The organism is Dietzia sp. 179-F 9C3 NHS, from assembly GCF_045369825.1.
Taxonomy (GTDB): domain Bacteria; phylum Actinomycetota; class Actinomycetes; order Mycobacteriales; family Mycobacteriaceae; genus Dietzia.
This window is the reverse complement of record NZ_JBIQES010000002.1, coordinates 338,755-361,723: the sequence shown is the minus strand read 5'-3', so window position 1 is coordinate 361,723 and position 22,969 is coordinate 338,755. Positions and strand designations below refer to the sequence as shown.

At 73.1% G+C, this 22,969-nt stretch carries 22 protein-coding genes, 1 tRNA gene and 1 pseudogene; 16 read left to right on the top strand and 8 right to left on the bottom strand.

Going from position 1 to position 22,969, the window contains the following annotated elements:
* Positions 1-49 precede the first annotated feature (49 nt).
* Both ACH0BZ_RS04050 and ACH0BZ_RS04045 read right to left on the bottom strand, forming a co-directional pair.
* Positions 50-1,570: pseudogene (locus tag ACH0BZ_RS04050) on the bottom strand (MDR family MFS transporter); the annotation flags it as partial.
* An 11-nt stretch (positions 1,571-1,581) separates the two neighbouring features.
* On the bottom strand, positions 1,582-2,274 hold the full coding sequence (locus tag ACH0BZ_RS04045; RefSeq protein ID WP_406896673.1) for a TetR/AcrR family transcriptional regulator: 693 nt from the start codon (positions 2,272-2,274) through the stop codon (positions 1,582-1,584).
* Positions 2,275-2,418: 144 nt separating this feature from the next.
* On the opposite strand from ACH0BZ_RS04045, the gene ACH0BZ_RS04040 reads away from it, so the two are divergent.
* The 3 genes from ACH0BZ_RS04040 to ACH0BZ_RS04030 all read left to right on the top strand — a co-directional run bounded on the left by ACH0BZ_RS04040 (position 2,419) and on the right by ACH0BZ_RS04030 (position 3,623).
* A tRNA-Glu gene (locus ACH0BZ_RS04040) sits at positions 2,419-2,491 on the top strand.
* 80 nt (positions 2,492-2,571) lie between these two features.
* Positions 2,572-2,745 carry a hypothetical protein gene (locus tag ACH0BZ_RS04035; RefSeq protein WP_406896672.1) on the top strand — a complete coding sequence of 58 codons (174 nt, stop codon included), beginning with the start codon at positions 2,572-2,574 and terminating at the stop codon, positions 2,743-2,745.
* Positions 2,742-3,623, top strand: a complete 882-nt coding sequence (locus ACH0BZ_RS04030; protein ID WP_406896671.1) for an ABC transporter substrate-binding protein — start codon at positions 2,742-2,744, stop codon at positions 3,621-3,623. The genes ACH0BZ_RS04035 and ACH0BZ_RS04030 overlap by 4 nt, the downstream gene beginning before the upstream one ends.
* Before the next feature lie 19 nt (positions 3,624-3,642).
* On the opposite strand, the gene ACH0BZ_RS04025 is transcribed toward ACH0BZ_RS04030, so the two are convergent.
* Positions 3,643-4,344, bottom strand: a complete 702-nt coding sequence (locus ACH0BZ_RS04025; protein WP_406896670.1) for an IclR family transcriptional regulator — start codon at positions 4,342-4,344, stop codon at positions 3,643-3,645.
* Positions 4,345-4,413: 69 nt separating this feature from the next.
* Here ACH0BZ_RS04025 and leuC point away from each other — a divergent pair, with 69 nt between their 5' ends.
* The 3 genes from leuC to ACH0BZ_RS04010 all read left to right on the top strand — a co-directional run bounded on the left by leuC (position 4,414) and on the right by ACH0BZ_RS04010 (position 7,041).
* Positions 4,414-5,880, top strand: coding sequence for a 3-isopropylmalate dehydratase large subunit (gene leuC / locus ACH0BZ_RS04020; RefSeq protein ID WP_406896669.1), 1,467 nt, complete (start codon positions 4,414-4,416; stop codon positions 5,878-5,880).
* A gap of 5 nt (positions 5,881-5,885) precedes the next feature.
* A complete protein-coding gene (gene leuD / locus ACH0BZ_RS04015; protein ID WP_406896668.1) occupies positions 5,886-6,482 on the top strand; it encodes a 3-isopropylmalate dehydratase small subunit in 597 nt (198 codons plus the stop codon).
* A gap of 178 nt (positions 6,483-6,660) precedes the next feature.
* Positions 6,661-7,041, top strand: a complete 381-nt coding sequence (locus ACH0BZ_RS04010) for an HU family DNA-binding protein (protein WP_406896667.1) — start codon at positions 6,661-6,663, stop codon at positions 7,039-7,041.
* 10 nt (positions 7,042-7,051) lie between these two features.
* Here ACH0BZ_RS04010 and ACH0BZ_RS04005 read toward each other — a convergent pair whose 3' ends face one another.
* From ACH0BZ_RS04005 to cofC, 3 genes are read right to left on the bottom strand one after another with little or no spacing between them, the layout of a single operon-like run.
* Positions 7,052-7,975 (bottom strand): NUDIX domain-containing protein, encoded by a 924-nt coding sequence (locus tag ACH0BZ_RS04005; RefSeq protein ID WP_406896666.1) that lies wholly within the window; start codon positions 7,973-7,975, stop codon positions 7,052-7,054.
* Positions 7,972-10,068: an RNA degradosome polyphosphate kinase gene (locus tag ACH0BZ_RS04000; RefSeq protein WP_406896665.1), complete on the bottom strand. Its 2,097-nt coding sequence runs from the start codon at positions 10,066-10,068 to the stop codon at positions 7,972-7,974. Before ACH0BZ_RS04000 ends, ACH0BZ_RS04005 begins: the two co-directional genes overlap by 4 nt.
* Complete coding sequence (gene cofC, locus ACH0BZ_RS03995; RefSeq protein ID WP_406896664.1) at positions 10,065-10,784, bottom strand: 2-phospho-L-lactate guanylyltransferase; 720 nt, start codon at positions 10,782-10,784, stop codon at positions 10,065-10,067. The genes ACH0BZ_RS04000 and cofC overlap by 4 nt, the downstream gene beginning before the upstream one ends.
* An 82-nt stretch (positions 10,785-10,866) precedes the next feature.
* Between cofC and ACH0BZ_RS03990 the strand changes: the two genes are divergently transcribed.
* Together ACH0BZ_RS03990 and ACH0BZ_RS03985 are read left to right on the top strand one after the other, a co-directional pair.
* On the top strand, positions 10,867-11,865 hold the full coding sequence (locus ACH0BZ_RS03990; RefSeq protein ID WP_406896663.1) for an NAD(P)H-dependent glycerol-3-phosphate dehydrogenase: 999 nt from the start codon (positions 10,867-10,869) through the stop codon (positions 11,863-11,865).
* 10 nt (positions 11,866-11,875) lie between these two features.
* Positions 11,876-12,985: a D-alanine--D-alanine ligase family protein gene (locus tag ACH0BZ_RS03985; RefSeq protein ID WP_406896662.1), complete on the top strand. Its 1,110-nt coding sequence runs from the start codon at positions 11,876-11,878 to the stop codon at positions 12,983-12,985.
* Position 12,986: 1 nt separating this feature from the next.
* On the opposite strand, the gene ACH0BZ_RS03980 is transcribed toward ACH0BZ_RS03985, so the two are convergent.
* Positions 12,987-13,601 (bottom strand): DUF3515 domain-containing protein, encoded by a 615-nt coding sequence (locus ACH0BZ_RS03980; protein WP_406896661.1) that lies wholly within the window; start codon positions 13,599-13,601, stop codon positions 12,987-12,989.
* Positions 13,602-13,714: 113 nt separating this feature from the next.
* On the opposite strand from ACH0BZ_RS03980, the gene thiL reads away from it, so the two are divergent.
* The 3 genes from thiL to ACH0BZ_RS03965 are packed head-to-tail and all read left to right on the top strand — an operon-like array spanning position 13,715 to position 15,962.
* On the top strand, positions 13,715-14,692 hold the full coding sequence (gene thiL, locus ACH0BZ_RS03975) for a thiamine-phosphate kinase (protein ID WP_406896660.1): 978 nt from the start codon (positions 13,715-13,717) through the stop codon (positions 14,690-14,692).
* Positions 14,693-14,723: 31 nt separating this feature from the next.
* The gene (locus ACH0BZ_RS03970) at positions 14,724-15,245 is read left to right on the top strand and encodes a gamma carbonic anhydrase family protein (protein WP_406896659.1); all 522 of its coding nucleotides are present in this window, start codon (positions 14,724-14,726) and stop codon (positions 15,243-15,245) included.
* A gap of 12 nt (positions 15,246-15,257) precedes the next feature.
* Positions 15,258-15,962 carry a uracil-DNA glycosylase gene (locus ACH0BZ_RS03965; protein ID WP_406896658.1) on the top strand — a complete coding sequence of 235 codons (705 nt, stop codon included), beginning with the start codon at positions 15,258-15,260 and terminating at the stop codon, positions 15,960-15,962.
* A 54-nt stretch (positions 15,963-16,016) separates the two neighbouring features.
* Here ACH0BZ_RS03965 and ACH0BZ_RS03960 read toward each other — a convergent pair whose 3' ends face one another.
* Positions 16,017-16,811: an enoyl-CoA hydratase/isomerase family protein gene (locus tag ACH0BZ_RS03960; protein ID WP_406896657.1), complete on the bottom strand. Its 795-nt coding sequence runs from the start codon at positions 16,809-16,811 to the stop codon at positions 16,017-16,019.
* A 148-nt stretch (positions 16,812-16,959) separates the two neighbouring features.
* Here ACH0BZ_RS03960 and ACH0BZ_RS03955 point away from each other — a divergent pair, with 148 nt between their 5' ends.
* From ACH0BZ_RS03955 to ACH0BZ_RS03935, 5 genes are all read left to right on the top strand, one after another.
* On the top strand, positions 16,960-18,705 hold the full coding sequence (locus ACH0BZ_RS03955) for a DAK2 domain-containing protein (protein WP_406896656.1): 1,746 nt from the start codon (positions 16,960-16,962) through the stop codon (positions 18,703-18,705).
* On the top strand, positions 18,702-20,975 hold the full coding sequence (gene recG, locus ACH0BZ_RS03950) for an ATP-dependent DNA helicase RecG (RefSeq protein WP_406896655.1): 2,274 nt from the start codon (positions 18,702-18,704) through the stop codon (positions 20,973-20,975). The genes ACH0BZ_RS03955 and recG overlap by 4 nt, the downstream gene beginning before the upstream one ends.
* 15 nt (positions 20,976-20,990) lie before the next feature.
* A complete protein-coding gene (gene rsmD, locus ACH0BZ_RS03945) occupies positions 20,991-21,587 on the top strand; it encodes a 16S rRNA (guanine(966)-N(2))-methyltransferase RsmD (RefSeq protein WP_406896654.1) in 597 nt (198 codons plus the stop codon).
* Positions 21,588-21,599: 12 nt separating this feature from the next.
* Positions 21,600-22,073 (top strand): pantetheine-phosphate adenylyltransferase, encoded by a 474-nt coding sequence (gene coaD, locus ACH0BZ_RS03940; RefSeq protein ID WP_406896653.1) that lies wholly within the window; start codon positions 21,600-21,602, stop codon positions 22,071-22,073.
* Between the two features lie 98 nt (positions 22,074-22,171).
* Positions 22,172-22,963 carry a DivIVA domain-containing protein gene (locus ACH0BZ_RS03935; protein WP_406896652.1) on the top strand — a complete coding sequence of 264 codons (792 nt, stop codon included), beginning with the start codon at positions 22,172-22,174 and terminating at the stop codon, positions 22,961-22,963.
* The last annotated feature ends 6 nt before the right edge of the window (positions 22,964-22,969 follow it).

The following is a 22,969-nucleotide window of genomic DNA, read 5'->3' as shown; positions in this document are numbered from 1 at the left end:
GACCGGGGCCTTGTCGCATCGGTGGCCTCTGGTCGGCCCCACGCGTCGGTCAGTCGATCGTCTCCTTGAGCGCGTCCTCCCGGACGAGGAACAGCACGAGGGCGGCCACGACGAGGAACGGCACCATCAGGTGGTAGATCGGCACCAGTGCGTCGTTGTACGAGCTGGTGATCGCGTCGTGGAGCGTCCCGGGTAGCCCGGCGAGGACGTCCGGGCCGAGGCTGTTGGCGGCGCTACCGTCGGCGGCGAACCGCTCCGCGGCGTGCGCGCCCTCGGGGCCGAGGGACTCGACGGCAGGCGGGACGCGGTCGCCCATGAGGCCGGCCAGGCGGCTGACGAAGAGTGAGCCGACCACCGCCGAGCCCATCGTCGCGCCGATCTGACGGAAGAAGTTGTTGGACGCCGTGGCCGTGCCGACCATGGCCACCGGGAACGAGTTCTGGACGATCAGAACGAGGATCTGCATGGTCAGGCCGAGCCCGAAGCCGAAGACGAAGAGCACGACCCCGAGGTGGACGAGCGAGTCGGTCTCCTCGAGCGAGCCGATGAACCACAGCCCCACGGACATGACGAGCGCGCCGACGATCGGGTACCACTTGTAGCGCCCGGTGCGGCTCACGACGAAGCCGATGACGATCGACGTGCCCATCATCCCGGCCATCATCGGGGTCACCATAAGCCCGGCGGTCGTGGGGTCGAGGCCGTGGACCATCTGGATGTAGGTGGGCATGTAGACGACGCACCCGAACATGGCCACGCCCACGACGAGCCCGGCGCCGGTGGTGACGGTGAAGTTGCGCTCGGCGAACAGGCTCATCGGGATGAGCGGGTCGGCGGCGCGACGCTCGACCGCGACGAAGCCGACGGCGCAGGCGAGGAACAGTGCGCCGAGGGCGAGGATCCGCGGATCCGTCCATGCGTAGCGCTGTCCGCCCCACGTGGTGGCCAGGATGAGCGCGGTGGTGCCCACGGCCATGAGCACGATCCCCGGCCAGTCGGCGCGGGCCGCCGTGCCGCGCCGGGGGAGGTGGAGGGAGACGACGGCCACGCCGAGCGCCACCAGGCAGACGGGCACGTTGAACCACAGCGCCCAGCGCCAGCCGGGCCCGGCGGTGAAGAAGCCGCCGAGTAGCGGCCCGAGCACCGAGGAAATCCCGAAGACCGCGCCCATGATCCCCATGTAGCGGCCGCGCTGCCGGGCGGGGACGACGTCGGCCACGATCGCCTGCGAGAGCACCATGAGCCCGCCGCCGCCGAGCCCCTGGACGGCCCGGGCCACGATGAGCAGGTCGATGGTCGGGGCGAGCGCGCCCACTACCGAGCCGGCGAGGAAGAGCAGGATTGCGCCCACGAACAGGGGCTTGCGGCCGATCTGGTCTCCGAGCTTGCCGTACACCGGCAGGCCGATGGTCATCGTGAGGAGGTAGACGGTGATGACCCAGCTCATCTTGTCCACGCCCCCGAGGTCGGCGACGACCGTCGGAAGCGCTGTGGCGAAGATCATCTGCCCCAGGGCAACGATGAGCATGCCCAGGACGAGGGAGGTGAAGACGAGGGGGACGTTGTGTCGGGTCGTGTCGGTCACGAGGGTTCTCCCGATGGCGAGGCGCCGGAGCCGGCGGCGAGGCGCGCCAGGCGCGCGAGGGCGGTGACGCAGTCCGCGTCGAGGTCGGCGAGCGTGCCCGCGTCGCGGGTGAGCCACGAGGTCACGCCGAGGTTGGCCGCGGCGGCCACGAGCGCGACGGCGGAGCGGGCCTCGGCGCCGGGGGGTGCGTCGGGGAGGCGACGGAGCGCCGGGTGGCGGCCGTAGTGCTCGACGACGAGGTCGACCAACTCCTCGTGGAGCCGCGTCGTGGCCGTCATCCGAGCCGCCGCCAACGGGGGGTGGTCCCGGAAGATCGCACGGCGCCGGTGCACCAGGGCCGCGGCGCGCGCGTCGTTTCCCGAGCGCACGGCGGCGAATGCGCCGAGGAACACCCGAAGGAGCGCGCCCGGGACGTCAGATGCGGCGGCGTCGAGGAAGGCCTCTCGCTCGGCGACCGGGACCGACTGGGGCGGAGTGCCGACCACGGCGGCCTCCTTGGAGGGGACGTAGTTGAAGAAGGTCCGTTTGGACACGTCGGCGCGGGCGCAGATCTCGTCGACGGTGACCGCGTCGTAGCCGTGCTCGACCACCAGCGCGGTGGCCGCGTCCTCGATTGCCGCCAGAGTGGCGAGTCTTTTGCGTTCGCGGAGCGATTTCCGGGGGTCGGGTGCGGTCATGGAGTCGAGCATGGCGCCCAGCGTAGGCAAAAGGTACACCGAGTGCATTTCTGCACCCGGTTTACCGAGGCGGCTCGCCGCGCGGCGGGGTTGAGGCGTGTGTTCACCGTGATTTTGGCTCGCGGCGACCTAGCCGCTACAGTGGTGGAGCAGCTGGCCCCCGTCGTCTAGTGGCCTAGGACGCCGCCCTCTCACGGCGGTAGCGTGGGTTCGAATCCCATCGGGGGTACTCGCCAGCGGAACGCCCTGGGTGGACACGAGAGTGTCGCCCGGGGCGTTCGCCGTCGACGGCCGTGGCAGGATGCCGGGGTGGACTTTTTCCTCTCGCACGAGACCTCCACGTGGATTCTCTGGGGAGCGTTCCTGCTCGTGACCGTGGCGACCCTCGTGTCGCGGGCGTTCCAGACCCACGCCTGGTACCGGGAGCGGTTTGGCGACGAGTGCGCGCCGGAGCGCAGGGCGCTCGTCCCGGGGCTCCTGTGACGCGGCCGATCGGACGCCGGGAGGCCCTGCGTGCGGCGCTGCGGGCCGGCATGGGGGTGGCCGGCCTGGGTGCGGGGTCGGCGTTGCTCGCCGCCTGCGGCGCGGAGGGGGAGACGGGGGAGCCCGCGGCCCCGACGACGACGGATCCACTCGCCCCACCGAGTCCGGTCCGCACACCCACCCCGGATGCGCCGGTCCGCCGAGTCGTCGCGCTCTCCTCCGCCGATCTCGACGTGCTCACGGCACTCGAGGTGAAGCCGCGGGCGGCGTGGGCCGAGGACGGGACCGGGCCCAGGCCGTGGCGCGACGCGAGCGCGCCCCCGGCCCCGGACTGGGACGGTCCGGGTCCGCCCACCCTGCGCGCGCTCCTGCCGCTCGGCGCCGAGGCGTTCGCCCTGGCGGCCGCGGACCTCTCACCGGCGCAGCTGCGGGCGTACGAGCAGCTGGCCACGGTGATCGCAGACCCGGCCGGCCGGCCGTTGTGGCGCGACCACCTCGAGTTGGTCGGGGAGGCGGTCGACCGCGACCCCGCCCCGGCGGCCGCCACCGCGGACGAGGCGTTGGGCGACTGGGTCCGCGGCCAGCGCCGGCTGGGGGTCGAGGGCCTCGTCGTCGTCCTGGGCACCGGGGCCCGCCCGGACACCCAGGTCGCGACCCTGGCCGCGTCGGCCCCGCTCTCCCGCGCGATCACGGACCTGGGCTTCGGGATCCACGCCCACGGGGAGCCGGTCCCGTACCGGGAGCTCCGGCGGCGCGGGGTGCAGGTGGTGCGCGTGGACCCGCGGAACGCCGACCTCGTGGCCGCGGTGCGTCAGCCCAGCGTGCTCAGCCTGCCGTGGGCGCTCGGGGAGCTGGTCCGCGGCCGTCGCCCAGCCTGAGCGGTCGGGCGCGGGGCCGTCACAAACGCTTGTGGATGGCGTCCGCGGCGGCGAGGAGGTCCGCGGCCCACCGCGCCCCCGGGCGGCGGCCGATGCGGTCGACCGGACCGGAGACCGAGATGGCGGCGACGACCGCGCCGCCGGCGTCGCGGATCGGCGCCGAGATCGAGGCGACCCCGGCCTCGCGCTCGGCGAGGGACTGCGCCCAACCGCGGCGGCGGACCTCGGCGAGCTGGCGCTCGGTGTACGTGGCGTCGGCGAGCAGCGCGCGCTGGGTGGCCGGGTCGGCCCACGCGGCCAGGACCTTGGCGCCCGACCCGCGGTTCATGGGCAGGATCGCGCCGACCGGAACGGTGTCGCGCAGTCCGGTGGGCGGCTCGGCCGAGGCCACGCAGATCCGCCGGTCACCGTCGCGGCGGTACACCTGCACACTTTCCTCGGTGGCCTCCCGCAACCGTGGGAGCACCGTGGAGGCCACCTCGGCCAGCGTGTCCGAGGCGTGGGCGGCGAGCTTGGCCAGGCCGGGGCCGAGGCTCCACACGCCGGCGTCGTCGCGGGACAGCAGGTGGTGGATCTCGAGCCCCACCGCGAGCCGGTGGGCGGTGGCCCGAGGTAGGCCGGTGCGCTCGCACAGCTCGGACAGCACACACGGCTGCTCGGCCACGGCGTGCAGCACCGTCATCGCTTTGTCGAGGACGCCGATTCCGCTAGACTGTCTCACAGTTCGACTGTAGCGTCCTACATGCTGAGAATCCAGAGATTCCTGTGAGGGATGTGGACCGGAGGCGAGATGAGTGAGAACCCGTCCGGCGGCGTGCGGCCCCGGACCCTGGCGGAGAAGGTCTGGGACGACCATGTGGTGGTCCGTGGCAAGGGGGAGGGGGACGCGCGCGAACCCGACCTCGTCTACATCGACCTGCACCTGATCCACGAGGTGACCAGCCCCCAGGCTTTCGACGGTCTGCGGCTCGCGGGGCGCGGCCTGCGCCGGCCCGACCTCACGATCGCCACCGAGGACCACAACGTCCCCACCGACATCGCCGGCGGCGCGATCGACCTCATCCGCGACCCCGTCTCGCGGACGCAGATCAGCACCCTGCGCCGCAACTGCGAGGAGTTCGGCGTCCGCCTGCACCCGATGGGCGACGTCGACCAGGGCATCGTCCACGTCGTGGGACCACAGCTAGGGCTCACCCAGCCCGGCATGACCGTGGTCTGCGGCGACTCGCACACCTCGACGCACGGGGCCTTCGGCTCGATCGCCATGGGCATCGGCACCTCCGAGGTCGAGCACGTCATGGCCACCCAGACGCTCTCGCTGCGCCCGTTCAAGACCATGGCCGTCACGGTGACCGGCGAGCTGCAGCCGGGCGTGACCTCCAAGGATCTCATCCTCGCCGTCATCGCCCAGATCGGCACCGGCGGTGGCCAGGGGCACATCATCGAGTACCGCGGCGAGGCCGTCGAGAAGCTGTCGATGGAGGCCCGGATGACGATGTGCAACATGAGCATCGAGGCCGGCGCCCGCGCCGGCATGGTGGCCCCCGACGCCACCACCTACGCCTACCTCAAGGGGCGCCCGCACGCGCCGCAGGGCGCCGACTGGGACGCGGCGGTGGAGTACTGGGACAGCCTGCGGACCGACGACGACGCCGTCTTCGACACCGAGGTGGTCATCGACGGCTCAGCCCTGACCCCGTTCGTCACGTGGGGCACCAACCCCGGCCAGGGAGCGCCCCTCGGCTCGGCCGTCCCACACCCCGAGTCGTTCGGCGACGACAGCGCCCGGATCGCCGCCGAGAACGCGCTCGAGTACATGGACCTCGAGGCCGGAACCCCGCTGCGTGAGGTGGGCGTCGACGTCGTGTTCGTCGGCTCCTGCACCAACGGCCGCATCGAGGACCTACGCGCGGTCGCCGAGGTTCTCGAGGGACGCTCGGTCGCCGACGGCGTGCGCATGCTCGTCGTGCCCGGCTCGATGCGGGTGCGTCTGCAGGCCGAGGAGGAGGGGCTGGACGCGGTCCTCACCGCGGCCGGCGCGGAGTGGCGCCAGCCCGGCTGCTCGATGTGCCTGGGTATGAACCCGGACACGCTCTCGCCCGGGCAGCGCTGCGCCTCGACGTCCAACCGCAACTTCGAGGGGCGCCAGGGCAAGGGCGGCCGCACCCACCTCGTGAGCCCGGCGGTCGCCGCCGCCACCGCCGTCGTCGGGCGCCTCGCCGCCCCAGCCGACCTCGAGCCCGTGAAGGGAGCCTGATCGCCATGGAGGCCGTCATCACGCACACCGGGATCGGCGCGCCGCTGCGTCGGTCCAACGTGGACACCGACCAGATCATCCCCGCCGAATACCTCAAGCGCGTCACCCGCACGGGCTTCGAGGACGGACTCTTCGCCTCGTGGCGGGCCAACGAGCCCGACTTCGTTCTCAACCGCGAGCCGTACGACCGGGCCTCCGTCCTCGTGGCCGGACCCGACTTCGGGACCGGCTCCTCCCGCGAGCACGCCGTGTGGGCGCTCATGGACTTCGGCTTCCGCGTGGTCATCTCGTCCCGCTTCGCCGACATCTTCCGTGGCAACTCCGGCAAGGCCGGGCTCGTCGCCGCGCGTGTCGAGCAGGAGAACGTGGACCTGCTGTGGAAGGCCATGGAGGAGACCCCGGGCCTGGAGATCACCGTTGACCTGGCCTCGCGGACCGTCACCGCCGGCGATGTCACCGTGCCGTTCGACATCGACGACTACACGCGCTGGCGGCTCATGGAGGGGCTCGACGACATCGGGCTCACCCTCCGCGACGCCGACGCGATCGCCGATTACGAGGAGCGCCGACCCGCGTTCAAGCCCGTCACCACCACACTCTGAGAGCCGCCGCGGGGCGGTCCCGCGAAACCTGAACGGTTCGTAACGAAACGGAATCCCCGTGTGAGTATGCTTATCGGCGAGCGCAGCCCTGAGAGAAACCCGTGCTCCCGGGCCCAGCCGACGCTCCCCAGTCCGCGTCGGTCGGACCCGTGTACTCATCCGAAGGGGGAATACCCACGTGAACAAGGCAGATCTCATCGCCGAGCTGGCAGACCGCCTGGGCGGTGATCACCAGCTGGCCACCGAGGCGCTGGAGAACACCCTGGACATCATCGTCCGCGCCGTCGAGTCCGGCGAGTCGATCACCATCATGGGCTTCGGCATTTTCGAGAAGCGGGCCCGGGCGGCCCGGGTTGCGCGGAACCCCCACACCGGGGAGTCGATCCCCGTGCCCCCCACCTACTCGCCCGCATTCCGCCCGGGCCAGTACTTCAAGGCGGTCGTGCAGGGCACCGAGAAGCTCCCGGAGGGCCGGCTCGCGGCCAAGCGGACGAGCTCGCACCAGGCGTTCGGCTCGTCCCGCAACGGGGTAGGGCGCGAGAGCGCCGTCGTCTCCTGACCCCGCGGGGTCAGAGCACCGGCAACGGGCTCGCGTAATAGTCGGCGTACGCCAGCGTCTCGCCGTCGAACCCGAGCGCCCAGGTGCCGGCCTTCTTGGTCGAGGGGTCCTCGACCTCGATGCCGGCCGCGGCCGCGAGGTCGCCTATGAGGCCCGGGATCGCCGTGCCCTGCGAACACACCGCCGCGACGCCCTTGCCCGACACCAGGGCGAGGAGCCTCGCGCGGGCGGCCGCCGGGTCGTCGAGGTACGCCTCGTCGGCCAGGGCGGGCTCGGAGCGGACCGTGGCGCCCAGCTCGTCGGCGAGCGGGGCGAGGGTCTGCTCGCACCGCACGCGCGGCGCGCTGTACAGTCGCCGCGCGCCGAAGGCGCGGAGCATGGGGGCCAGCATCTCGGCCTGCGTGCGGCCGGTCTTGTCGAGTGGCCGTAGCGAGTCGTCGCCGCTCCACTCCGACCGGTTCCCGGCGCGGGCGTGGCGCACGAGCAGCAGCAGTCCGTCCGCGCGCGGTGCCGCCGCGAAGCGGGCGAGGATCTTGCGGTCCAGCGGGTAGGAGACCAGGGCCGAGGCCTCCTCCACGGGCAGCCAGCGGATCTCGTCTACCTCGGCGTTGGGGACGAAGCTCCCGGCGTGCGCGAGTGCCGACCAGTAGGTGACCTCCTTGCGGGAGTGCTCCTTGAGCGGGTACCCGGTGGTGCCGATCCGGAACTCCAGGGTCGAGGCGAAGCCGGTCTCCTCCTCGATCTCGCGGACCGCGGTCACGGGGAGCGACTCCCCGGCGTCTACCTTGCCCTTGGGCAGCGACCAGTCGTCGTAGCGGGGACGGTGGACCACCGCGCACCGGGGGGAGTGTCCGTCCATCCGGTACAGGACGGCCCCGGCCGCGGGCACGATACGCACGCGGGTGCCCTTCTTGCTCTTACCGGACGGGCTCATCGGTGCCGGAACCCCGCGTGCTCGGCGGCCATGCGCTCCTGGTGGTCCACCGACTCCGCCCAGTCCTCCGGCGCCGGCATCCGTGTCCACGCCGCGTCCGGCTGGAGGTGGAAGCTGCGGGTCCGCGGGTCGAGGGCCGAGTCGAAGATCCGGTGGACCTGCCTCTTGAGGCGCGGGTCGGTGACCGTGGTCATGACCTCCACGCGGCGGTCGAGGTTGCGGTGCATCATGTCGGCGCTGCCGATGAGCACCTCGTCCGCGGCCCGGAAGTGCAGGATCCGGGAGTGCTCGAGGAAGCGACCGAGGATCGAGCGCACGTGGATGTTCTCGCTCAGTCCCGGGACGCCCGCGCGGAGCGCGCAGATGCCGCGCACGACGATCTCCACCGGAACCCCGGCCTGGGACGCACGGTACAGGGCGTCGATCACCTGCTCGTCGACGAGCGCGTTGGCCTTGAGGCGGATCCCCGCGTCGCGGCCCTCGGCGGCCGCGCCGATCTCCCGGTCGATCCGCTCGATGATCCCCGAGCGGATCCCGTCCGGCGCCACGAGCAACCGCCGGTATTTGGAGACGTTGGAGAAGCCGGTGAGGTGGTTGAACAGGTCCGTGAGGTCGGAGACCACGTCCTCGTCGGCCGTGAACAGCCCCACGTCCTCGTAGAGTCGGGCCGTCTTGGGGTTGTAGTTGCCCGTGCCGATGTGCGCGTACCGCTGGAGGCGGTCGCCCTCCTTGCGCACCACGAGGCACGTCTTGCAGTGGGTCTTGAGGCCGAGGAGCCCGTAGACGACGTGCACTCCGGCCTGCTCGAGCTCGCGAGCCCAGCGGATGTTGTTCTGCTCGTCGAAGCGGGCCTTGATCTCGACCAGTGCCACCACCTGCTTACCGGCGGCGGCGGCGTCGACGAGCGCGTTGACGATCGGGGAGTCACCGGAGGTGCGGTACAGCGTCTGCTTGATCGCCAGCACGTTGTCGTCCGCCGCCGCCTGCTCGATGAAGCGCTGGACGGTCGTGGCGAACGAGTCGTAGGGGTGCTCGACCAGGACGTCGCCCTCCTTGAGAGACGAGAAGATGTTGCGGACCGTCTCCCGCTCGCCGAAGGCCGGCGGGGTGGCCGGCACCATCGCCGGGTCCTTGAGGTCGGGCAGGTCGATGCCGTGGATCTGCCACAGGCACGTGAGGTCGATGAGGCCGGAGACCTTGACGACGTCGGCCGGCTCCACGTCCAGCTCGTGCTGGAGGATCCGCAGCATCCGCGGCGTCATGTCCTCGGCGATCTCGAGGCGGACCGCGGAGCCGAACCGCCGTCGGGCGAGCTCCCGCTCGAGCGCCTGGAGCAGGTCCTCGTCGCGGTCCTCCTCGACCTCCATGTCCGCGTTGCGGGTCACGCGGAACACGTGATGCTCGACGATCTCCATGCCCTGGAAGAGTTCACCCAGGTGGGCGGCGATGATCTCCTCCGCCGGCACGAACGCGGACTCGTTGCTGTCGCCGAGGTCCACGCGGACGAAGCGCGGCACGTTGTGGGGGATCTTGACGCGGGCGAAGTGCTCGAGGCCCGAGTCCACGTCGCGGATGATCACCGCCAGATTGAGGCTCAACCCCGAGATGTAGGGGAACGGGTGGGCCGGATCGACCGCCAGCGGCGTGAGCACGGGAAAGATGGAGTGCCGGAACATCTCCGACATGGACAGTCGCTCGTCCGCGGAGAGCTCACCCCAGCCGAGGATCCGGATGCCGTGCTCCTCGAGGGCGGGCCGGATCTCGGAGTGGAACAGCCGGGTCTGCTCCTCGACGAGCTCCCGCGTGCGGTGGCTGATCCGCACGAGCTGCTCGGCCGGGGTCTGACCGTCGGCGGACCGGACCGAGAGGCCGGTCTTGTCGCGGCGTTTGAGGCCGGCCACGCGCACCATGTAGAACTCGTCGAGATTCGACGCGAAGATCGCCAGGAACTTGGCCCGCTCCAGCAGCGGGAGGTCCTTCTCGTCTGCCAGGGCGAGGACCCGGGCGTTGAAGTCGAGCCAACTGAGCTCGCGGTTGAGGTAGCGGTCGCGGGGGCGGGGCAGGTGCTCGGCGGGCTGGTCGTCTGCGGTCACGGGACCATTGTGACCGAAACGTCCGCGACGTGAGGGGGGTGCGTGCCCGCGAGGGCCTCGAGGACGGCGGCCGTGGCGTCCCCCACGCGCGCCGGCGACAGCCCGGCCAGGTCCGCGGGGGTGTCGACGTCGCGCGCGGCGGCCCCCGACGGGTCAGCGTCGGACAGCGACGCTGCCCCGCCCTCGTGGAGGTGGCGCGAGGCGGAGTCCGTACCGAAGCGGGGGATCCGGGCGGGGCCGACGACGCCGACCGTCCAGAAAGCCATGGTGGTTCCGGTGCCCCGGTGGTCCGGCAGCGCCGCGTGGGGGTGCCGCGCGGCGGCGCGGAGGATCCGGGCGAGGTGCTCGGGCCGGAGTTCGGGCAGGTCCGCCGTCACCACTCCGACCGGGCCGGGGGCCGTGGCGAGCGCGGCGGCCAGTGCCGGGTTGAGAAGGTCGGCGGCGGCCCGGGAGGGAGGATCGGCGACGACGTCGACCCCGCGGTCGCGGGCCAGGGTCGCGACCGCGGGGTCGTCGGTCACCACCCGCACCCGCGCGACCCCGTCCGTGGCCAGACAGGTGTCGAGGACGTCGGTCGCCATCGCGAGGACGAGGGCCCGACGCGCCTGCGGGTCCAGCGCGGGCGTGAGCCGGGACTTGGCGCGGTCGAGCGTCTTGACGGGCACGACGATCGTCCACCCGTCGTCCGGGCGGCCGGGGGGAGTGGTCGTCGTCATCGGCGACCATCCTGCCAGCCGCGCCTCCCGAGCGCCCCGAGCCGGGTAGCGTGGGCTCGAACGACGAGGGCCGGGAGGCGAGATGGCACGGATCGCGGTGATGGGCGCGGGCTCGTGGGGCACGGCTGTGGGCAAGATCCTCGCGGACGCCGGGGCCGAGGTGGTCCTGTGGGCCCGCCGGGACGAAGTGGCGCGCGGCATCAACGCCGAGCACCGCAACGAGAACTATCTGCCGGGCATCGTCCTGCCCGGCTCGGTGTCCGCGTCGTCGGACCCCGCCGAGGTGCTCTCGGGGGCGGACGAGGTGGTCCTCGCCGTTCCCTCCCAGTCGCTGCGCGGCAACCTCGAGACGTGGGTGGACCTGGTCCCCGCCGAGGCCGGCGTCATCTCCCTGGCCAAGGGTATCGAGACCGGGACCCTGCTGCGGATCAGCGAGGTCGTCCGGCAGGTCACAGGGATCGACGAGGAGCGCATCGCCGTCCTGTCGGGCCCCAACCTGGCGCGCGAGATCGCGGAGGGACAGCCCGCCGCCACCGTCATCGCGTGCTCGGACGAGGAGCGCGCCACCCGCCTGCAGGACGCCTTCTCCACCCGCTACTTCCGCCCGTACACCAACACCGACGTCGTGGGGTGCGAGATCGGCGGGGCCACCAAGAACGTCATCGCCCTGGTCTGTGGCATCGCCACGGGGATGGGGCTGGGCGACAACACCGCGGCGACGCTCATCACCCGCGGGTTGGCGGAGATCACCCGGCTCGGGATCGCGCTCGGCGCCCAGCCCGCCACCTTCGCGGGGCTGGCCGGTCTCGGCGACCTCGTCGCCACCTGCACCTCGCCGCTCTCGCGAAACCGGACCTTCGGCGAGCGGCTCGGGCTGGGCGAGAGCCTCGAGCAGGCGCAGGAGGCCACCCACGGCCAGGTCGCCGAGGGCGTCAAGTCGTGCTCGTCGATCCGCGAGCTCTCGCGCCGGGCGGGCGTCGAGATGCCGCTCACCGAGGCGGTCCACGAGATCTGCCACGAGGGCGGCGACGCGGTCGAGGTGGCGGTGCGCCTCATGGGGCGCACCACCAAGCCCGAGTAGCCTCGGCCCGGTGAACAACCGCATCACCGTCGCCGTCCTGTACGGCGGGCGCAGCACCGAGCACTCCGTGAGCTGCGTGTCCGCTGGCGCCGTCCTGGCCCATCTCGACCGGGACGTTTACGAGGTGGTCCCCGTGGGGATCACCGGCTCGGGAACGTGGACGCTCGGCCCCGACGACGTGTCGGGGCTGGCGATCGTCGACCGCACCATGCCGACGGTCGACCCGGGCCGGCCCAGGATCGCGCTCGGCGTGGACACCGACGACCGCGGAGTGCTCCGATACGTGGACGGCGACCGCGCCGGCGAGATCGTGGCCCGCGTGGACGTGGTCTTCCCCGTCATGCACGGCACCCATGCGGAGGACGGCACCGTCCAGGGGCTGCTCGAGCTCTCCGGCATCCCGTACGTGGGGCCGGGTGTCTTCGCCAGCGCCGCCGGAATGGACAAGGAGTTCACCAAGGTGGTCCTCGCGGCGGCCGGGCTGCCCGTCGGCCGCCAGGTGGTGCTGCGCCCGGGAACCGCGACCCTCTCGCCCGAGGACCGCGACCAGCTGGGCCTCCCGCTCTTCGTCAAGCCCGCCCGCGGCGGCTCGTCGATCGGGATCACCAAGGTGTCCCGGTACGAGGACCTCGACGAAGCGATCGCGGTGGCCCGGAAGTACGACCCCAAGGTGATCGTCGAGGCGGCGATCGTCGGCCGGGAGATCGAATGCGGTGTCCTGGAGCACCCGGACGGACGGGTCGAGGCCAGCCTACCGGCCGAGCTGCACATCCCCGGCGAGCCGACGGGCCTCGAGGGCGAGGAGACCGGGGACGCTTTCTACGACTTCGATACCAAGTACCTCGACGACGTGTGCACCTTCGACCTGCCGGCCCCGCTCACCGACGCCGAGACCGATCACCTCCGCGCGCTCGCCGTGGACGCCTTCCGGGCCATCGACGCCAAGGGGCTCAGCCGTGTCGACTTCTTCGTCACCCCCTCCGGCCCGGTGATCAACGAGGTCAACACCATGCCGGGCTTCACGCCGATCTCGATGTACCCGCAGATGTGGGCCGCCACCGGCGTCGACTACCCGACGCTGCTCGACACCCTGGTGCGCACCGCGCTAGAACGGGGCTGAGTCACCCGACCGGTGCGGGGCGCGGCTCGACGCGCTCGAGGGTCTCCTCCAGGGTGTCCGACAGCGCCTGGATGGGACCGGTGCCGCTGCCCTCGGGGAGCGTCACCGCCACGTACTGCGGCCGGTCAACGGCCACCCAGGTGCTCGAGGTGACGGCCGGGTCCGGGTCGGGCTCGTTGAACCACTGCACCCCGTTGACCTCCTGGAGCGCGACCCCCACGGTGAACGTCGGCGGGTCCGGGAGACCGCAGCGGACCACCACCGGTTCGGCGTCGGGCATGCGGTAGGCGGCGGACCCGGGGGGCGCCGGCTCGGTGAGGGCGACCCGGCCGGCGTCGCCGAGCGACTCCGGCAGCGCGTCCACGAGGTCGAGGCACTCCTGCGACTCCGCGCCCGGGGAGGGCAGGGTGACGGCCGTGACCGGCTCGCTCGCTGCCGTCTCCGCGGCCTCCCGGCCCACGCCGCGAGCCAGGACGAGCACCCCCACGACCAGGACGAGGCCCACGACGACGGTCGCCGCGATCACCCCGAGCGGAAGCGGGCGCGCCCCGGTGCCCCCCGTGTCCCGGCGGCCCGCCGTGTACCGATCCGATCCGCCGGCGTCCGTCGTCCTCACCTGTGGTCGTCTCCCTTCCCCGGCGGCGATCCGCGCCCGGTACCGCTATAACCTGGCGACAACGCTACAGGCCCGCACCGGCACGCCCGGCGCCCGACGGCAGGGGGAGGACGATGGACGATCCGCGCACCGTCGCCGAGGCCGGTGAGGCGGCCGTCCTCGCCGTCCTGCGGGGCGACCCGCCCCCGGTCGACGACCCCGTGGGCAACGGCGACGACGCGGCGGTCCTCGGACCGTCCGCCGCGACCGTGGTTTCCACCGACATGCTCGTCGAGGGCACGCACTTCCGGCTCGACCTGACCACCTGGCGGGACGTCGGCCGCCGCGCGGTGGCGCAGAACGTCTCCGACGTGCTGGCGATGGGGGCGGACTGCACGCGGGTCGTCGTGGCGGTGGCGCTGCCCGGGGACACCCCGGTGGGCCGGGTCGCCGAGCTGGCCGGCGGGATCCACGCCGAGGCCGCGCGCTCGGGGGCCGTGGTGGTGGGCGGGGACCTCACCTCCGCCGGGGCGGTGGTGGTCTGTGTGACGGCGATGGGGCCGCTGCCGGACGGGGCGCGCCCGCTCCGGATCGACGGCGCAGCGCCGGGTGACCGCATCGCGCTCACCGGAGTCCCCGGCCGGTCGGCGGCGGGCCTGGCCCTGCTCCTCGCAGGCCACGCGGACGGGCCCCTCCAGCGGGTGCACCGGGTGCCCGTCACGCCCGTCGGGTCGGGGACCGCGGCCCGGCTGGCCGGCGCCTCGGCGCTCACCGACGTCAGCGACGGGCTCCTGCGCGACCTGTCCGGGCTCGCCCGGGCCTCCGGTGTGGCCGCCGACCTCGTCACGGGCGACCTACCCGGCGATCCGCGACTGGCGGAGGCGGCCCGCCTGCTCGGCGCGGAGGATCCGGAGGCCCTCGTCCGGGAGTGGGTGCTCGACGGGGGCGAGGACCAGGGCCTGCTCGCGGCGTTCCCGGAGGGCGTCGACGTGCCGACGGAGTTCGCGGTGATCGGCCGCTTCCGCGCCGGTGAGCCGGGCGAGGTCACCGTCGACGGCGCCCCCTGCACGCCCGGGGGGTGGGACTCGGCCCGCTCACCGGGTTACCGCTGAGTGGGCGGTCACCGCGCACTAGGGTGGCGGCATGGCCGTCTATGCACTGGGAGACCTCGTACCCGACATCGCGCCCGACGCCTGGGTGCACCCCGATGCGGTGGTGATCGGCCGCGTGACGCTGGGGCCGGGCGTGTCGATCTGGCCGACCGCGGTCCTGCGGGGCGACTACGGCCGCATCGAGGTGGGCGCCATGTCCAACATCCAGGACGGCTCGATCATCCACTGCACCGAATCCGAGCCGACCGTCTTCGGCGAGCACGTCATCGTGGGTCACAACGCGCACGTCGAGGGGGCCGTGATCGGTGACGGCGCCCTGATCTCCTCCGGCTCGGTGGTCCTCAACGGCGCGACGATCGGCGCCGGGGCCGTGGTGGCCGCCGGCTGCCTCGTCCCACCGCGCTTCGAGCTGCCCGCCCGCCGCATGGCCATGGGGGCTCCGGCGAGGATCCGGGAGGGCTACGAGGTGGCCGAGGACTTCATCGCCGGCAACACGCAGAAGTACCACGAGAACGCGATGCGGTACCGTGCCGAGCTCCGGCGCCTCGACTGACGCCGCCCTCCCGTGAACCCCCGACCCGCCGGCGCCCGACCGTTGACCGAGATCCTCGACCCCGGCTGGGCGCGCGCCCTCGCCCCGGTGGAGGACCGCATCCACGCGATGGGCGACTTCCTCCGCGCCGAGAGCGCAGCCGGCCGCGGCTATCTCCCCACGGGCGAGCACGTCCTGCGCGCGTTCACCCAGCCGTTCGACGACGTCCGCGTCCTCGTGGTGGGTCAGGACCCCTATCCCACGCCCGGCCACCCCATCGGAATGTGCTTCGCGGTGGAGGGCCACGTCCGGCCGCTGCCGCGGAGTCTGGCCAACATCTACCGGGAGTACACCGACGACCTCGGGCTCCCCGCGCCCGAGCACGGCGACCTGGGCGCCTGGTCGCGCGCCGGGGTTCTCCTGCTCAACCGGGTCCTGACCGTGCGGCCGGGCGCCCCCGGATCCCACCGTCGCAAGGGGTGGGAGGAGATCACCCAGCGGGCGATCGAGGCGTTGGTGGCGCGGGGGAAGCCGATGGTAGCGATCCTCTGGGGGCGCGACGCCCAGTCCCTGCTCCCGATGCTCGGGGAAACCCCGACGATCTGCTCGCCCCACCCGTCGCCGCTCTCGGCCTCCCGCGGATTCTTCGGCTCCCGCCCGTTCAGCCGTGCCAACGCCGAGCTCGAGCGTCTGGGCCTGCCACCGGTGGACTGGACGCTGCCCGCCGACCCCGGCTGAGGCCCGCGACCGGCGCGCGGGCTGCGGGTGCCGGCCCGGGCGACGACCGCCGCGTCAGGCGCCGCCGAAGCGCGGGGTGCGCTTGGCCACAAACGCGTCGACGCCCTCGATCCCGTCCGGGTGCGAGGCCATCGCCGCGATCGAGTCGCGCTCGGCGTCGAGGTGGTCGGACAGCGTGGCGGTCTCGGACTCCCGCAGCAGGCGCTTGGCCGCCGTGAGCGCGTCCCGCGGGCCCGCCGCCAGGCGTGCGGCCAGATCGCGGGCGGCCTGGGGAACGTCGCCCTCGACGAATGTCGTGATCATCCCGATCTCGTACGCGCGACGGCCGTCGACCGGCTCGTTGCCCAGGATGAAGGCGCGGGCGGCGACGGGGCCGATCGCCCGCGGTAGGAGCCAGGACATGCCGCCGTCCGGGGTGAGGCCGATCCCGGGGTAGGCGGCGAGGAGGCGGGTGTCCGGACCGCCCACCGAGAAGTCGGCGAGCAGGACCATTGAGAGACCTGCGCCGGCGGCCCACCCGGCGGCCGCGGCCACCACGGGCACCTCGACCCGGTCGAGCTTGCGCACCAGGCCGTGGAGAAGGTCGGCCAGGTCCCGCACGTGCTCGGAGCGGTCCTCGGCGCCCGCGAACCCGGCGACGTTGCCCCCCGCGCAGAAGTTCTTGCCGAGTCCCACGAGGAGGATCGCCCCGGCGTCGAGCTCGCCGGCGAGCAGGGCGGCGACGGCGGCGTCGGCCTGTGCGACCGCGTCGGCGTCGAGGGAGTTGCCCTTGCCGTCGAGGGAGATCGGCAGGGTGAGCACACCGTCGGCGAGCGAGACGAGCGGGGTGTCGGCGAGGTCGGAGGTCATGAGGGCTCCCGGGGGTGCGTCCGGCCGTCCCGGCCGGTTCGACGGTTGTCGAAGGACGAGGGTACTAGTGTCGGACGGCGGTACTAGGCTTGGCCGCACACATCCGCGGCGGCGCCACGCCGGTCGGGTCGAGCGGGAGGAGGCGATGATGAGCGAACCGGGCACCCGTGTCGAGGAACGCCCCGCCTCCCTCGACGCCCGCGGACTCCTGGACTGGGCGCGACGCTGCGTCGAGCGGCTCGGCCAGCACCGCGAGGAGATCAACTCGCTCAACGTCTTCCCCGTCCCGGACGCGGACACGGGGACCAACCTGCTGCACACGATGCGGGCGGCCGTCGACCAGGCGGAGGGTGAGGAGGCGTGGACGTCCGAGGGCGGCGGGACCACGGGCGCCCGGGAGATCGCGGTGGCGCTCGGTCACGGCGCGGTGCACGGCGCGCGCGGGAATTCAGGCGTCATCCTCTCGCAGGTGCTGCGAGCGGTGGGAGAGGCCGCCACGTTCACCGTGGTGGACGCGGTGACCTTCCGCCGCGCGCTGCGCACGGCCGTCACCCTCGTCGACAACGCGATCAGCGAACCGATCGAGGGCACCATCGTCACGGTGCTCCGGGAGGCCGCCTCCGGGGCGGCGAGGTCCTCGGCGTCATCGCTCGTCGAGGTGGCGCGCGCGGCGGCCGACGCCGCCGCGGAGGCACTCGACCGCACCCCGTCGCAGCTTCCCGTCCTGGGCCGCGCCGGGGTCGTGGACGCTGGCGGCCGCGGACTGCTCGTGCTCTTCGACACCATGGTGGAGGTCCTGACGGGCGAGGTGCCCGAGCGCCCGGTCTATGCGCCGCCGGCCGTGCCGCCGGCCGCGGAGGAGCAGCGGGAGCCCACCGGCGAGCACGCCGCGTTGGCAGAGACCCGCTTCGAGGTCATGTACTCGCTCACCCACTCCGACGACGCGCGGGCCGACGAGCTCCGGAGCGGCCTGCGCACCCTGGGCGACAGCGTCGTGGTGGTGGGCGACGGCGGAACCGGCGACACCGCCCGCTGGGCCGTCCACGTGCACACCGACGAGGTGGGGCCGGCCATCGAGGTGGCGCTGAGCCTCGGCCGGGTCTCCGAGATCCGGGTGACCGACATGCTGGATCCGGAGGGCGTACACACGTCCGAGGCGCGCCGCGGCCACCGTCACGGCCACGGCACGTGCGGCGCGACCGACGCCGGCTCGGCCCCGCAGCCCGAGGCAGCGCCACCCGAGCGGGTCGTGGTGGCGGTCGTTTCCGATCCGACCGGGCCGCTCGCGGACCTGTTCGTGGAGGCCGGTGCCCGGGTCGTCAGCCCCGGGCCCGGCGGGGACGGCGCGGTCCAGTCGGTGCTCGAGGTGATCGCCGACGAGCTCGTGGTCCTGCCCAACGGCCAGCTGTCGCGGTCCCAGATCGTCGCGCTCGACGCGGCGCTGCGCGACGGCGACCGCCGCGTGCTCATCCTGCCGACCGGGTCCGTCGTCCAGGGGCTGTCCGCGCTCGCGGTGCACGACCCGGGCACCACGCTGTCGGTGGACGGTTTCGGAATGGCCGACGCCGCAGCGGCCACCCGGCACGCGCACCTGGTCCGCGCCGACCGGGAGGCCCTCACGCTCGTCGGGCGCTGCTCGCCGGGCGACCTGCTCGGCATGGTGGGCCACGACGTTGCGCTCATCGGGACGGACCTCGTGGACGCGGTGTGTCTCCTCGCCGGGCGCCTGCTCTCGTCGGGCGGCGAGCTCGTCACCGTGCTCCTCGGGCACGAGTACGGCGCCGCGGAGACCGGGGCGGTGCTCGAGCGCCTTCGTCGCTCCCACCCGGACATCGAGGTGGTGGGCTACGCGGCGGGGCCCGGGCAGGTGCTCGCCCACGTCGGGGTCGAATGACCCCGCTGGCCACTACGGACACGCCGCTGGCCGAGGTCCTCGACGACGACCTGGCCACGCGGATCACCACCGCCTTCGGCCACGAGACGGTGGGCGAGCTCCTCCACACCCTGCCGCGTCGGTACCGGCAGCACGGCCAGCGGTACGACCGCAGGGAGCTCGTCGACGGCGAGCGCGTGACCATCGTCGGCGAGGTGCTCTCGTCCAGTACGCGGGAGATCTCGTCAAGGACCAGCAAACGGCGGGGCGAGCTCACCACCCTCACGGTGGAAGACGGGGGGACCACCTTCAAGGTGGTCTTCTTCTACTCGCGGGGGATCAAGTTCGTCCTCCCGGTGGGCACGGTGGCGATGTTCGACGGCAACGTCTCCTGGTACGGGCGGAGCCTGCAGCTCAAGCACCCCGAGTTCCTGGTCCTGCGCCCGGTGTCCGGCGCGCGCGGGGAACTGCGGGGGTCGGGCAACCTCGCCGCGCTCGCCCGCCTGTCGGCGGAGTTGACCGCCGAGGGCGGGCCCAGCCTGTTCGACCGGCCGCTCCTGCCGATCTACCCGACCAAGCAGGGCGTGACGTCGTGGGAGATCCTCGGAGCGGTGGTCACGGTACTGCGGGCGCTCGTCCCCGTCGTCGACCCCCTGGACCCCACCGTCCGCGCCGCTGCCGGGCTCATGGACCTCGACGACGCGCTGCGCAAGGCCCACCTGCCCGACACGGTGGCGGAGAAGGACGCGGCCGGGTACCGGCTGCGGTTCGACGAGGCCATCTCCCTGCAGATCCTCCTGGGGGCGCGGCGGCGGTTCGCGGCCCGCGACCCCGGCCCCGCCTGCCCGCCGGTCGCGTCCGGGGTCCGCGCGGAGCTGGAGGCGCGGCTGCCCTTCACGCTCACGACCGGCCAGCGCGAGGTGCTCGCCGACATCACGGCCGACCTGGCCACGGACGAGCCGATGAACCGCCTGCTGCAGGGCGAGGTGGGCTCGGGCAAGACGGTGGTCGCGCTGCTGGCGATGCTCCAGGTGGTGGACACCGGGCGCCAGTGCGTGCTGCTCGCCCCCACCGAGGTGCTGGCGATCCAGCATCACCGCTCGCTCGTCGCGATGCTCGGTGACCTCGGCGCCGCGGGCCGGCTCGGGGCTGCCGAGCAGGCCACCCGCGTGGTCCTGCTCACCGGCTCCATGTCCACGACCGCACGCCGGGAGGCCCTGCTCGGCATCGTCACGGGGGAGGCCGGGATCGTCGTGGGCACCCACGCGGTGATCCAGGACTCCGTGGACTTCTTCGACCTCGGCCTGGTGGTGGTGGACGAGCAGCACCGCTTCGGCGTGCGGCAGCGGGACCGGCTCCGCGGCAAGGGGCGTGACGGTCTGGTGCCCCACCTGCTCGTCATGACCGCCACCCCGATCCCGCGGACCATCGCCATGACCGTCTTCGGCGACCTCGAGGTCTCGGAACTCGCGGAGCTGCCCGGAGGGCGGCGCCCCATCTCCACGTCCGTCGTGCCGGCCCACGCCAAGCCCCGGTGGCTGCAGCGGGCGTGGGAGCGCGTGCGGGAGGAGGTCGAGGCCGGGCGCCGCGCGTACATCGTGTGCTCGCGTATCGACGCCGACACCGGTGACGAGGCCGACGGCGGCCCGGACGACGGAGTGGACCTGGACGGACGGCCGCCCCTCGTCGCGGCTGTGGACCTACACGCACAGCTCGCCGCGGGCCCGCTGGTCGGGCTCCGGGTGGGCCTCATGCACGGACGCCTGCCGCCGGAGGAGAAGGACGCCGCGATGGCCGGCTTCGCGGCCGGGGAACTCGACGTGCTCGTCTCCACGACCGTGATCGAGGTGGGCGTCGACGTGCCGGAGGCCACCGTCATGGTGGTGATGGACGCCGATCGCTTCGGCGTGAGCCAGTTGCACCAGCTCCGCGGCCGGGTGGGCCGGGGCGGCCTGCCGGGGCTGTGCCTGCTCGTCACCACCGCCCCGGAGGACGGCAGGGCCATGGAGCGGCTGAGGGCGGTGGCCGCGACGACGGACGGTTTCGCGCTGGCCCGGCTCGACCTGGAGCAGCGCCGCGAGGGCGACGTGCTCGGCGACGCCCAGTCCGGGGCGCTCTCGGCGCTGCGCTTGCTCTCGGTGGTCGACGACGGCGAGCTCATCGAGATCGCCCGGCGGCACGCGGAGGAGATCCTGGACGAGGACCCGGGCCTCGACGCCCACCCGGCGCTCTCCGAGCGGGTGGCACGGTTGGCCGGCGACGAGTCCTCCGACTACCTGTTCCGGTCCTGACGGCGAGGAGAACCCATGCCCCGCATCATCTCCGGCCGTCTGCGCGGCCGCACGCTCCGGGTCCCGGCCTCCGGTACCCGGCCCACGTCGGACCGCGTGCGCGAGGCCCTGTTCAGCGCGATCGACGCCCGTGTGGACCTCGACGGCGCCGCCGTGCTCGACCTGTTCGCAGGCTCCGGGGCGCTCGGCCTCGAGGCCGTCTCGCGCGGCGCGGGCACGGCGTGGTTCGTGGAGGAGGGAGCCAAGGCCGTGGCCTGCCTCCGCGGCAACACCCGCGACCTGGCGGCCGCCGCACCCGGTGTCGAGGTGGTGGTGCGGCGGGGAGCGCTGCCGATGGCGGTGGCCGGGCAGTGCCCGCTGTCCGGCGGCTTCGACCTCGTGCTGGCGGACCCGCCGTACGAGAGTTCCGCCGCACTGGACGCGCCCGTGCTCGAAGCCCTGCTCTCCGGCGGCTGGCTGACCGGGGACGCGCTCGTCGTGTGGGAGCGCTCCGTGCGCGACCCTGAGGTCCGGTGGCCGGACGGCCTCGAGGTGGAGTTCGCGCGGACCTATGGCGACACCGCCGTCGAGATGGCGCGGCCTGTCGTCACCGGGGCCGAGCCCGCTGATTGATACGTTCGGCCCATGACGACCGTCGTGTGCCCCGGCTCCTTCGACCCCGTGACCCTCGGGCACCTCGACATCGTGCGCCGCGCAGCGGAGCTCTTCGACGACGTGATCGTCTGCGTGGTGGCCAATCCCAACAAGCAGGGGACCTTCACGATCGACGAGCGCACGGCGATGATCGAGGAGGTCTGCGGCGGCATCCCGGGCGTGCGCGTGGACAGCTTCTACGGGCTCCTCGTGGACTACTGCCGCGACGTGGGGGCGACCGCGGTGGTCAAGGGCCTGCGCGACTCCACAGACTACGACTACGAGCTGCCGATGGCCCACATGAACCGGTCCATCTCGGGCGTGGACACGGTGTTCCTGCCCACTCGCTCGGACCTGTCGTTCGTGTCGTCGTCGCTGTGCCGCGAGGTCACGCGCCTCGGCGGCGACGTCTCGCACCTGCTCCCGCCCCCCGTGGCCGAGGCGCTGCGCGAGCGCCTGACCTGAGGCGGGATCGGCGGACACACCGCCGCCGCACCGACCGCCGCCCCTGTGGAAAGGGCACACTGGTGGGGCACGTGTGACGAACTGGCGAAGGGACGAGCGTGTACCGAGTCTTCCAAGCCCTCGACGAGCTCAACGCGATGATCGAGGACGCCCGCAGCCTGCCGATGACCGCGAACTGCGTGGTCCCCAGGCACGAGTCGCTGCTCCTGCTCGACGACATCCGCGATTCGTTCCCCGGTGAGCTCGACGACGCCCAGGACGTGCTGGACCAGCGCGACCGGGTCCTGGCCGAGGCCGACGCCGCCGCCCGCGACACCGTCGGCCGCGCCGATGCCGAGGCCGAGCGCACCCTGCGCGAGGCCCGCGAGGACGCCGACGCCATGCTCGCCGACGCCAAGTCCCGCGCCGACCGCATGGTGGCCGAGGCCACCGGCCACGCCGACGGCATCGTGGGCGACGCCCGCGCGGAGGCCGCCGAGCTGCTCGACCGCGCCCGTCGAGAGGCCGAGTCCACCACGATCCGCGCCCGGGCCGAGGCCGAGCGCCTGGTCGAGCAGGCCAACCTCACCTACGACAACACGATCACCGAGGCCCGCCAGGAGCAGCAGCGCATGCTCGCCGAGTCCGAGGTCGTACGGATCGCGGACGAGGAGGCCACCCGGGTCCGCGACGCCGCCCATGCCGAGAGCGAGCGGCGGCGCGAGGAGTGCGACGCGTACATCGACGACAAGATGGGCCGCTTCGAGGAGTTCCTCGGCTCCACCATCCGCACGGTCGCGCGGGGCCGGGACGAGCTGCACGCGGGGCCGTCGCTCGCCCGTCGTGAGGCCGGCGGCCGGCGTGCCGTGCGCGAGGACGACCACTACGGCGACGGCTACGGGGAGTACTGACCCCGA